The 11,989-nt window shown below is 61.0% G+C and carries 8 protein-coding genes and 1 pseudogene; 4 read left to right on the top strand and 5 right to left on the bottom strand.

All coding sequences use genetic code 11. The annotated features are described in order from the left end of the window. Positions 1 to 2 precede the first annotated feature (2 nt). The 5 genes from CHB75_RS15875 to CHB75_RS15855 all read right to left on the bottom strand — a co-directional run bounded on the left by CHB75_RS15875 (position 3) and on the right by CHB75_RS15855 (position 8,027). On the bottom strand, positions 3 to 2,225 hold the full coding sequence (locus CHB75_RS15875) for an NADP-dependent isocitrate dehydrogenase (protein WP_089272258.1): 2,223 nt from the start codon (positions 2,223 to 2,225) through the stop codon (positions 3 to 5). A 157-nt stretch (positions 2,226 to 2,382) separates the two neighbouring features. After that, complete coding sequence (locus tag CHB75_RS15870; RefSeq protein WP_089272256.1) at positions 2,383 to 3,825, bottom strand: mannitol dehydrogenase family protein; 1,443 nt, start codon at positions 3,823 to 3,825, stop codon at positions 2,383 to 2,385. Continuing rightward, entirely contained in the window at positions 3,825 to 6,200 is a 2,376-nt protein-coding gene (locus CHB75_RS15865) for a glycoside hydrolase family 31 protein (protein ID WP_089272254.1), read from the bottom strand. The genes CHB75_RS15870 and CHB75_RS15865 overlap by 1 nt, the downstream gene beginning before the upstream one ends. A gap of 14 nt (positions 6,201 to 6,214) precedes the next feature. Continuing rightward, complete coding sequence (locus tag CHB75_RS15860) at positions 6,215 to 7,513, bottom strand: TRAP transporter large permease (RefSeq protein WP_089272252.1); 1,299 nt, start codon at positions 7,511 to 7,513, stop codon at positions 6,215 to 6,217. 10 nt (positions 7,514 to 7,523) lie between these two features. Further along, positions 7,524 to 8,027, bottom strand: coding sequence for a TRAP transporter small permease (locus CHB75_RS15855; RefSeq protein WP_089272250.1), 504 nt, complete (start codon positions 8,025 to 8,027; stop codon positions 7,524 to 7,526). Between the two features lie 256 nt (positions 8,028 to 8,283). On the opposite strand from CHB75_RS15855, the gene CHB75_RS15850 reads away from it, so the two are divergent. The 4 genes and pseudogenes from CHB75_RS15850 to CHB75_RS15835 form a co-directional block, all read left to right on the top strand. After that, positions 8,284 to 9,264, top strand: coding sequence for a TRAP transporter substrate-binding protein (locus CHB75_RS15850; RefSeq protein WP_089272248.1), 981 nt, complete (start codon positions 8,284 to 8,286; stop codon positions 9,262 to 9,264). Between the two features lie 170 nt (positions 9,265 to 9,434). Continuing rightward, on the top strand, positions 9,435 to 10,172 hold the full coding sequence (locus CHB75_RS15845) for an FCD domain-containing protein (RefSeq protein ID WP_089272246.1): 738 nt from the start codon (positions 9,435 to 9,437) through the stop codon (positions 10,170 to 10,172). Between the two features lie 28 nt (positions 10,173 to 10,200). Further along, a complete protein-coding gene (uxuA, locus tag CHB75_RS15840) occupies positions 10,201 to 11,361 on the top strand; it encodes a mannonate dehydratase (protein WP_089272244.1) in 1,161 nt (386 codons plus the stop codon). Between the two features lie 143 nt (positions 11,362 to 11,504). Further along, positions 11,505 to 11,603, top strand: a pseudogene (locus CHB75_RS15835) (transposase); the annotation flags it as partial. Positions 11,604 to 11,989: the final 386 nt, after the last annotated feature.

The raw sequence follows: 11,989 nt of genomic DNA, 5'->3' as shown, positions 1-11,989 counted from the left end.
TATCAGCCGATGATCTTGTTCATCGTCGGCGAGGGCCGCATGACCGCCGCCGTCTTGGCCGGGTCGCTGTGATAATACCCGCCGATGTCCGCAGGCTTGCCCGCATCCGCCGTCAGTTCGGCAAGGATTGCCGTTTCATTATCGGCCAGCGCCTTGGCCATCGGCGCGAAATGCGCGGCCATTCTGGGGTCGTCCGACTGCCCGGCCAGCGCCTGCGCCCAGTAGAGCGCAAAGTAGTAGTGGCTGGCGCGGTTGTCCGGCTGACCGACCTTGCGGCCCGGGGATTTGTCGTGGTCCAGCACGCCCTGCGTCGCCACATCCACGGCTTTGCCCAGAATGCGGGCCTTGGCGTTGCCACTGACCTCGGCCAGGTACTTCAGGCTTTCACCAAGCGCGCAGAATTCACCCAGCGAATCCCAGCGCAGGTGGTTCTGTTCGACCAGCTGTTGCACGTGCTTGGGGGCCGATCCCCCTGCCCCGGTTTCGAACAACCCGCCGCCGTTCATCAACTTGACGATCGACAGCATCTTGGCCGAGGTGCCCAGCTCCAGGATCGGGAACAGGTCGGTCAGATAGTCGCGCAGCACGTTGCCGGTGACCGCGATGGATGTCTTGCCCGCGCGGATCGTCGCAAAGGACACCTTTGTCGCCTCGGCCGGGGCCAGAATGCGGAACTTGTCCGACACGCCCTTGGCTTCCAGCAGGGGCTTGACGTATTTGATCAGCTCGGCGTCATGGGCACGGCCTTCGTCCAGCCAGAAGATCGCCTCGCAGCCCTCAGCCGCCTGACGGTCGATGGCCAGCTGCACCCAGTCTTCGATCGGGGCCTTGCGGGTCGATGCCGAACGCCAGATGTCACCAGCCTCGACCGTGTGTTCATGCAGCAGATCGCCGTTGGCCGCGATCATCCGCACCACGCCGTCCGCCGCGATTTCAAAGGTTGTCGGGTGTGATCCGTATTCCTCGGCCTTCTGCGCCATCAGGCCGACGTTCTGCACCGTGCCTGCGGTGGTCGGGTCCAGCGCGCCGTTCTTTTTGCAGTCGTTGATCGCCTCGGCATAGACCGCAGCGTAGGAGCTGTCCGGGATCACGCAATTGGTGTCGTGTTCCTTGTTGTCCGGGCCCCAGCCCTTGCCACCGGCGCGGATCAGCGCGGGCAGCGATGCGTCGATGATCACGTCAGACGGCACATGCAGGTTGGTGATGCCCTTGTCGGAATTCACCATGTACATCGGCGGGCGCGTTGCCATCACCGCGTCGATTTCGGCCAGGATCTCTTGACCCTTGGGGGCGGTCGCGACCACCTCCAGCAGGCTCCCCAGACCGGAATTCGCATCCACGCCTGCGGCGTCCAGTTCGGCTGCGTATTTGTCAAACACCGGCTTGAGATACGCCTTGACCGCGTGACCAAAGATGATCGGGTCCGAGACCTTCATCATCGTGGCCTTCAGGTGGATGGAAAACAGCACACCATCCGCCTTGGTCGCGTCGATCTGTTCGACCAGAAAGGCATCCAGCGCCTTGGCCGACAGGAACGTCGCGTCCACAACCGTGCCCGCAGGAAAGCTCACAGCGTCCTTCAGCACGGTGACAGTGCCGTCCCTGGCCACATGTTCGATCCGCGCGGCACCGGCCTGCGCAGTGCTCAGCGTGACCGATGTTTCGTTGGCGCGGAAATCATTGGCGCCCATGGTCGATACATGCGTTTTGCTGTCCGCCGTCCAGACACCCATCGAATGCGGGTTTGCCATGGCGTATTTCTTGACGGCGATCGCCGCGCGACGGTCCGAATTGCCTTCGCGCAGAACCGGGTTCACCGCCGACCCCTTGATCGCGTCAAACCGGGCGCGCGCGGATTTTTCGGCGTCGGTTTCGGGGTTTTCCGGGTAGTCGGGAATGTCATAGCCCTGCGACTGCAATTCCTTCAGCGCGGCAACCAGCTGCGGCACAGAGGCCGAGATGTTCGGCAGCTTGATGACATTCGCCGTCGGCGTTTTCACCAGCTCACCCAGTATTGCCAGATCATCGGACTGGCGCTGCGCCTCGGTCAGGTTTTCCGGGAATGCCGCGATGATGCGGCCCGCCAGCGAAATGTCGCGCGTCCCGATCGTTACATCGGCTGCCGCCGCAAAGGTCCGGATGACCGGCAGAAAGGATGCCGACGCCAGTTCCGGCGCTTCATCCACCTTGGTGTAAACGATATCGGGGGTCTTCTGGTCTGCCATGGTGTTTCACGCCTTTTTTGTTGTCTACAATGGCATACCCAACCCCGTTCCGAAAATCGAGAGGCAGAGCGCCAAAGCAGAAAAAATATGGTCCGGGGCGGAAAGTCGTGTCGGCTCAGGAACCAATGGCGATGTCACACGGCCGCGGCACCGGCTTTCAGCGCAGTCTTTCCTGCACAGCGGCACGCGCGCCCACAGCCGTGATCCGCGCATAGGCACCGCCGACTGCGTCACAAAACGGGCCGCGCTTTGCCAGATCTTCGGGAAAGACCTCTCGCAGAGCCAGCATACGACGCAAATAGATATCAGCATCCTTGGTTGTGGCAATGTCGCGCAGACGTTCGGCAAGCGGGTCGGACAGCGGCAGCGCAGTCGCATCAACAGCTGCCTCACGCACATAGGCCATCCACCCCGCAATGCAGAGCGAAAGCAGCGGCCAGCCTTTACCTGCATCCAGATGCACGCGCGCAGGCGCCAAGATCCGCTGCGGCAGCTTGGCCGAGGTGTCGGTCGCAATCTGCGTCGTCCGGTGGTTCAGACGCGAATTCGAAAACCGTGCCAGCAGCGCATCGGCATAAGTCGGCAGATCCACCCCCGGCAATTGCGCAAGCGTCGGCGCCTGTTCGCTCAGCATCAGCTGCCGAGCGGCGCGGCGAAAAACCGGATCCCCCATGCAGTCGGCAATCTTTGCATGCCCTGCCAGCGCGCCAAGCGTGGCAAGAAAGGTATGCGCCCCGTTCAGCATCCGCAGCTTCATCTCTTCATAGGGACGGACATCGGACACCAGTTGGGCTCCGGCCTTCTCCCAAGCGGGGCGACCGGCAGCAAAGTCATCTTCGATCACCCACTGGCGGAACGGCTCGCAGACAATGCCGTTAGGGTCGGGTTCGCCAGTCATGCGGGTGATCAGCTCGCGCCCTTCGGCGTCCAGCGCCGGCACAATCCGATCCACCATGGTGGCGGGAAACGTTACATGCGCCTCGATCCAGATCGCCAGATCCGCGTCGCGGGCCCGTGCGAATTGAAGCACTGCCGCCCGCGCAAGCCTGCCATTCTCTGGCAGGTTGTCACAGGACAGAACGGTTAATCCGCCCAGCCCCGCCGCCCGCCGCCGCGACAGCCCCTCGACAATCACGCCGATGGCGGTACGCGGGGCACCGGGATCGGCCAGATCAGCGCGGATCGCGGGATGATTCCGATCCAGCGATGTGCCCGACAGGCAGTACCCCTTTTCAGTGATGGTCAGCGACACGATGGACATCGACGGCAGGGCGAACAGAGCCAGCAGCGCATCGTGCCCATCACGTGCGGGGTGGCAAGTGGCCACAACTGCACCAATTTGGCGGGCGGTCACGCTGTCGCCGTCCGCCTCGAGCACGGTATATAGCCCATCCGCCGCATCCAGCGCCGTCAGATCCCCGACCCCCGAATTCAGCCGCACGGCCACCACACCCCAGTCTTGCGCAACCCCGCCAACCCCAATCGCGCCGTCAAGATAAACCAGCGGATGCGCCCGGGCAAAAGCGCCAAAGCCAAGATGCAGAATGCGAGGTCTCAGCGCGGATCGATCATAAGTTGGGGGCAGGCGCACGGTTTCCATCACGTGGCGCCAAGTGTCACTATATCACCTGTGGCCACGGAGATGCCATTCGCCGACAGGATCCGCTTTTCGCCCCGTGGCAGCACAACCTTTACGCTATCAAAGCCCGGCGTGTATGCGCCCGTCATCGACAATTCCAGCTTCAGCGCCTGATCCCCTGAGAGCCGCGCCATGATCAGGCAGTGATTGCCGTCCAGCGCATCCGCGGCCTGCCCATCATCTTCGTAGAGCAGCGATGTGCCATCCTGTGCACCCATTGCCGGGAACACCGCCAGCACCCGCGCACCCGATGCCGCATCCGCCCGCGCCGCCCCTTCGGCCAGCGGAATGACCGCCCCGCCCCGCACAAACAGCGGGATCGACCCCAGATCGACCGGCAGCGTGATCTCTTGCCCGCCCTCATGCCAGGTGCCGGCGTGATAATCCCACCAGCCGGTCACATTCGCAGGCAGCCAGATACGCCGTTCGGTTGCGCCCTCATCCATCACGCTGGCAACCAGCAGATCGCGGCCTAGCATGAAATCATCGCTCTGCTCAAAACAGCGCGCATCCTGTTCGTGGTCAAGAAAGGTGGGCCGCAGCATCGGTTCATCCGCCGTAACCGCTCGGTAAAGGAGCGTGTAAAGATAGGGCACCAGCGCATAACGCAGCGCCAGCGCGTCGCGCACCTGCGGCAGGATCTCGGGGTACATCCAGGCCTCATTGGCCGTCGCGTTGTCGTTCCACGAATGGATGGTGAATCGGGGGTGAAAAATGCCGTTCTGAATCCAGCGCAGGAACAGTTCCGGCCCGGGCTTTGGGCCGGAAAAGCCGCCAACGTCATGCCCGACGTTGAATATGCCCGACATCGACAAGCCAAGGCCCATGTAGGTGTTGTAGCGGATCGTCTTCCACGCCGTGCGGTTGTCCCCGGTCCAGGTCTGCGCGTACCTCTGGATGCCCGGCGCACCGGCACGCGAAATCAGATAGGGCCGGACATCCGGCGCATGTTCGATCTGCGCCTCTTCGGATGCACGGGTCATCAGCACCGAATGCAGCGGGCGGATCAGACTGACGTCGATGGATTTGCCAAAGCCCGCACAAATCGCCGTATCGTCCCAGACCTCGTATTCGTTGTTGTCGTTCCATGTGGACGCGATGCCATGGTCCAGCAAGGCCGTCGTCACGTTGGATTTCCACCAGTCCACGGTTGCCCGATTGGTGAAATCCAGATGCGACCCTTCTGCATCCCAGAATGTCGAAATCTCGGGCGTAGCGTCTTCGCTGTCGGTGATGAACAGCCCGGCTTCGGCCACCTCATCATACCTTGGATGGTCCTTTAGCAGGCACGGCTTGATATTCGCGACAAGGTTCACACCAGCATCCGCAAAACTGGCCGTCATGCTGTCGATGTCGGGAAACTTCGCGGTGTTCCAGTTGAACACATACCGCTTTGCCCCGATCGAGGTATATCCCGATGACATCTGGAAACTGTCACAGGGGATGCGATATTCTGCCAGCCGGTCGAGGAAAGTGTTCAGCCGTACCTGTGCGTCCGGCTCGTCGGTATAGCTCATCGTGGACCCGGAATACCCCAGCGCCCAGCGGGGCGGAAAGGCGGTGCCGCCGGTCAGCCGCGCCTGCCCCTTGACCAGCCCCAGCAGGTCGGGCGACCAGCGCAGATAATAATCCAGATCGCCGTCTTCGGCCCGGTAGGCACGGAACGGCAGGTGATAATTGTCCAGCTCATTGCCCAGATCAAACCAGCAGGTCGCGAGGTTGTCGTAAAATAGCGAATAACTGCCCGCATCCGGCGTTTTGGTCAGTGTCACCGGAAGATGTTTATACAGTGGGTCGGTGGTTTCCGCGTCGTAGCCCATGGCGTCAAGATTGCGCATCTCATAGCGCCTGCCTGACCGCTCCAGCTCCCCGGTCTTTTCGCCCAAACCATAGAACCGCTCTCCGGGGCGGCGCAGCAGGAAATGTGAATGCCGGTAGTCGCGAATACCCGCCATATAGGCGCTTGTCGGGCGTTCTTGGGCAAAGGTCACCCATGCGCCATCGTGAAACGCCTGCCATGTCAGGCACAGCGGCGTCGACACAGTGAGCCGCACCGCGCCCGTGGCGATTGTCAGCGTGGATTCGCCCTGATCCAAAGTGAACCCGGGGCAACTGAACCCTTCCACGCTATCGCGCGACCGGCCTTCCCAAGGTGTGTCCCCATCGGGGGCGATGGACCAGGTGCGCCCCTGCCTCCAACCTGCATCCCGCACCAGCGAAACGCGGAACAGCGCATCCTCCAGCACCGCGATCCGCAGCTGCCCACGGGTCCCCAGTGTCAACGTCACACCAGTGGCATCCTGCCCGTCCAGCGCCCAGGTTTTCAGTGTCTTCATGGCATAGCCCCGTGTCAGTAATTGAGGATAAGTCGCGGCAGGAACAGGCTGATGTCGGGGACATAAGTCACCAGCAGCAACAGCGCGATCAGCACCGCGTAGAACGGCAGTAGTGGCCTGATGACCCGGTCAATCGGCACATTCGCAATGGAACAGCCGATAAACAGCACCGACCCCACCGGGGGCGTACAGACCCCGATGCACAGGTTCAGCGTCATCACCACGCCGAAATGCACCGGGTCCATGCCGAGATTCTGCACCACCGGCAGAAAGATCGGCGTAAAGATCAGCAGGGCCGGCGTCATGTCCATGAATGTGCCCACAACCAGCAGCGCCACGTTGATCAACAGCAGCACAACCAGCGGATTGTCCGACAACCCCAGCAAAAGATCCGAAACGGTATAGGGAATGTCGCCAAAGGCCATCGCCCGCGACATCGCCATCGACGCGCCGATCATCAGCAGTACGGTTGTCGTCGTCACGGCGCTGTCCAGAATGATCTTCGGCAGGTCGCGGATCTTCAACTCTCCGTACCAGATCAGCGCCAGAAACAACGAATAGATAACCGCCGCCGCGGATGCCTCGGTCGCGGTAAAGATGCCCCCGACGATCCCGCCCATGACAACAACGATCAGGCCAAGCGGCAGGATCGCGTCACGCACGGTGATGCCGACCTCACGCCAGCTTGGGCGTGGCATCAGCGGATAGCCCCGCTTTTTCGCGATGAACCCGGCCACCATCATCAGCGACAGGCCCATCAGTATTCCCGGCAAATACCCCGCGACGAACAGCGCCGAAATCGACGTGCCGCCGGTGATCAATGAATAGACGATGAAGGTGGTCGACGGCGGGATGAGCAACCCCGTCGGCGAAGATGCGATGTTGACCGCAGCGGAAAACGCTGGGTCATAGCCCTCTTTCTTCTGTAGCGGCGCCATCACCCCACCCACAGCCGCCGCCGAGGCAACGGCAGAGCCGGAAATAGACCCGAACATCATGTTGGCGATTACGTTGCAATGCGCCAGCGCCCCCGGCAGACGCCCGCCCAAAACCTGCGCCAGCGCAACCAGCCGTATGGCGAGCCCGCCCCGGTTCATGATGTTGCCCGCAAGGATAAAGAACGGGATCGCCAGAAGGGTAAAGCTGTCCAGCCCCGACGCCATCTGCTGCGCCACAACAAAGACCGACTGGTCAAAGCTCATGAACAGCAGGAACGTCAGAGTGGCCGAGATGCCGATGGAAAAGGCGATTGGAACACCCACCGCCATCAGCACAAAGAACGACCCGAAAAGGATTATTACTGCCCAGTTCATCTGACTGTCCTCACTCTACCGGCGGTACATCTTGGGTGATTGCGTCGGGCAACCGCCCGCGGGCCAGCGTGATCAACTGCGATACCGCGTAGCACAGGATGACGACCCCACTGATCGGCACGGCGCAATAGACATAGCCCATGGGAATACGCAGCGACGGCGATATCTGCCCGGCCGACAGCGTCTGAAACACCAGCTGCAAACCGCCCCAGACCAGCACACAGGCAGCAAAAGCGGCGACCAGGACGGTTATGCAGGCCTCGACAATCAGTCGGTTGCGCCCGGTCAGGGATCTGGCGATTGTGTCGATCGCCAGATGCCGACCCTGCCCATAGGTATAGGCCCCGCCTAACAGCGCCAGCCAGATGAACAAAAAGCGGGCGATTTCGTCCGTGATGGTAGATGGCACACCAAGGATATACCGGGTGATGACCTGCCAGCTGACGCAGATGACCAGCACGACGAAAACAACAACGATTACGCTTCGTTGCAATGAATCAAGGGCCTGTTTCATGCGGGACGTCCTCCCGCACGGAATGCCAATGTCATGATATGCCCCCTCCTCCGGGATCTTCGTGTGATGTAACGGCCGCGCCGTTTCAACAGTGGCGCGACCATGACCAAGCGGCTTGCTTTGGTCAACCTATTTTAAATTTTGGTTGACATCATGGCGTTGAAATTAGACCTTCCTTGGCTGAAAGGTCAAAATAAGTTGACCAATCTGCGCTGGAAACCGATCTTCCGGCTAATACAAATGGGGGGAGACCCAAATGAGAAATACGCTGCGCACCCTGGCCCTGGCCGCCACCGCGCTCACTGCACTCGGTACCGCCGCCGACGCCAAAACCCTGCGTCTGAACCATAACAACCCGCCGGAACACCCGCTTCACGTGGCAATGCAGCTGATGGCGGACCGGGTCGAGGAACTGACCAACGGTGATCTGAAAATCCGCGTCTACGCCAACTCGCAGCTTGGTACCCAGCGCGAATCGATGGAGCTGGTGCAGAACTGCTCGCTCGACATGGCGAAATCGAACACCTCCGAGCTCGAAGCCTTTGACACCGATTACGCCGCCTTCAACTTGCCCTTCCTGTTCCAAAGCGAAGAACACTTCTGGAACGTTATAAATGGTGAAATCGGTCAGGACGTGCTGGACGCCTCGGTCGATCATGGCTTTCGCGGCATCTCTTACCTCACCGAAGGCGCGCGGTCGTTCTATGCCAACAAGCCGATCCTCAGCCCCGATGACCTCAAGGGCATGAAGATCCGCGTGCAGCCCAGCCCCTCGGCCATCCGCATGGTTGAACTGCTTGGCGCCAGCCCGACCCCGATTTCCTGGGGTGAACTTTATTCCGCGCTTCAGCAGGGTGTCGTCGACGGGGCCGAAAACAACCCGACCGCGCTGACCACCGGCCGCCACGGCGAAGTGACCAAGCATTATTCGCTGGACGAACACACCATGGTACCTTCGGTTGTCGTGATCTCGAACTGCGCCTGGGATGACCTGAGCGACGAAGAAAAAACCGCTCTGAACGAAGCGGCCAAGGAATCCATGGCATTCCAGCGCGACCAGTGGCAGGGCATCGTCGATGCCACCTTTGCAGAGGCCAAGGCCGACATGGGTGTATCCATCCACGAGGTAGACAAGGCCCCGTTCATGGCAGCCGTCAGCCCGATGATCGAAGAAACCGCTGGCAGTAGCGAACGCATTGGCGATTTGATCGACCGCATCCAGAAAGCGGCGAACTAGACGCAGCAAAACGGATGTGATGGGTTGTCCGTCACGTTTGGGGGGCCGGGGATCAGACCCCAGCCCCCATGGCGCGACGGGCATCCCGCCGCATTGATCAAATCCGGCAACTCTTGCAGATAAACCCCTGTCCGCGCGTCTGTCATGTGATTAGTAAGGAAGGCATCAGGATGAAGAATTCAGCCCGCCTCTATCAGGACGTTGCCCGCGACCTTCGGAAACTCATCGTCTCCGAAGGCTACGCTGTGGGGGATCGGCTGATTACGGAACGCCAGATCGCCGAATACATGAAAATCAGCCGTGGCCTTGTGCGCGACGCAATCATCATGCTCGAAGTCGAGGGCATCGTTCAGGTCCGCAAGGGTTCGGGCATTTACCTCATGCGCGACCCCAAGGGCGAAGAGCAGCCCCCCCATGACGACATCGGCCCGTTTGAACTGCTTCAGGCGCGCCAGCTGATCGAAAGCGCGATCGCCGGATTTGCCGCCGCCATGGTTACCAAGGCCGATATCACCCGGATGCGCGAGGCGCTTGAAACCGAGCGCCGCGGGATCGAAGCAAAGTCGGACGACTATTCCGGCGACGAAGCCTTTCACCGCCTGATCGCCGAGGCGACCCAGAATGGCGTCCTTGTCGAAATGGTCGAAACGCTGTGGTCCAAACGTCGCCAAAGCCGGATGTGGGCACAGCTGCACGATCGCATCTTCGATGAAAGCTATCGCCGCCAATGGCTTGACGACCACCACGAAATCCTTGCTGCCCTTCAGGCCCGCGACAGCGCCCGCGCCCGGCTGGCCATGCGACAGCACCTCACCAATGTCAGCGACACCCTGATGGAACTGTCGGACGTGGGGGATACCGCCTTTGACGGCTTCCTCTTCACCCCGGCCAGCCTTCCCGAAGTCTGACCAAACCACCCAATTTACGGAGAATGATGTGAGACAAGCCTGGCGCTGGTTCGGACCAGACGATGCCATCAGCCTGCAAGAGATCCGCCAGACTGGGGCCAGTGGAATTGTCACCGCCTTGCATCATCTGGCGAACGGTACCGTCTGGCCGTGCGACGAAATCATCGCACGGCGCGACATGATTACCGCCGTCGGCCTGACCTGGGACGTGGTCGAAAGCATTCCGGTACATGAGGACATCAAAACCGCCGCCCCCGGCTGGGAACGCCACGCTTTGGCATGGGCGGAAAGCCTTACCAACCTTGGCGCCTGCGGCATCCGCACAGTCTGCTACAACTTTATGCCGGTGCTGGACTGGACCCGCACCAACCTGTGGTACGAACTGCCCGATGGCGCGCGCTGCCTGCGATTTGACGCCACCGACTTTGCCGCCTTTGACATCCATGTGCTTTGCCGTCCGGGGGCCGAGGATGACCACGACCCCGACATGCGCGCCCGCGCCGCGACCCGCGCGGTCGAAATAACCCAAGCCGACCGTGACGCGCTGACCGCCACCATCCTCGCCGGTCTGCCGGGGTCCGAAGAAAGTTATACTGCAGAAGGGTTTAAAGCCAGACTGACCGCCTATGACGGGATCGGCCCGGACGATCTGCGCGCGAACCTTGCCGCCTTTCTTGCGATTGTGCTGCCCGCAGCAGAGGCGGCTGGCATCGTCCTTGCCATCCACCCCGATGACCCGCCCCGCCCGATCTTTGGTCTGCCCCGGATCGTGTCCACCGCTGCCGATATGGAGGCTATTGCAGCGATGTCACCATCACCTGCCAATGGCTTCACCTTTTGTACCGGGTCTTACGGTGTGCGCGCGGAAAACGATCTCCCCTCAATGCTGAAGGCCCATGCCGACCGAGTCTATTTTCTTCACCTGCGCTCGACGCGCCGCGAGGCGGATGGGCTATCCTTTCACGAGGCACCGCATCTTGACGGCGACGTCGACATGGTCGCAATTGTCCGCGCGGTACTGGAAATAGAGCGCGACCAGAGCATCACCCTGCCCTTCCGGCCCGACCACGGCCACGCTATCCTTGATGACGTCACTCGCAGGACCGCTCCCGGCTATCCCCTGATCGGACGCCTGCGCGGGTTATCAGAGGTACGCGGGATCGAACGTGCCCTGAAATCGATGATCTGAAAACCCGGGATCTGGCCGGAAGCGGCAGGGTCTTTGAACGCCCTGCCGCCCTCATTCTTGTTGGTCCGCTCGCCCGGCAAGCGGACCAACTCGTGTCGGATGTGATCCTATTCGCCAACGACCAGCGGCCAAGGTCAGGTCCTGTTCTTGACGGGACTTTCTGGATCGCTCGGACTGGGGCACCCTGGCGTGACTTACCGAATGAATTTGGCAAATGGGCCAGTGTCTACCGACAGTTACGGGATTAAACACTGTGGGGCTCTGAGAGCAGATCATGGGTGCTGAACGAGAGCCGGACCGTGTCGGACTGGACCTGCCGCGGTTTAATGCCGCCCCTTTGATAGCATTTATTTCACCAAAGGAGACGATCCATGGGGCCTGGAAGAACGGTTGAATTCAGTAAGGGTGCCGTGCGTATCGCGTTGGGGTAATCCGCCCATTTTTAACGTGGTGCTGCCGTAGAATTCACGCGGCCATTTTCAGTTTCTGTGCGGGTGTGATGCCGCCGATGCCCATGTTCGGTCGGTCCGCTGGGCATTGTTGCAGAACTCACGCCTGAGGCATGACTTCCCCTTACCCCGCTGGCGTTATGCCACGCGAATGATCTCGGCAGTGCCGAGGGCATTGA

Source organism: Puniceibacterium sediminis, assembly GCF_900188035.1.
Lineage (GTDB): Bacteria > Pseudomonadota > Alphaproteobacteria > Rhodobacterales > Rhodobacteraceae > Puniceibacterium > Puniceibacterium sediminis.
The sequence above is the reverse complement of the archived record's forward strand: the minus strand, read 5'-3'. Positions and strand labels throughout refer to the sequence as shown.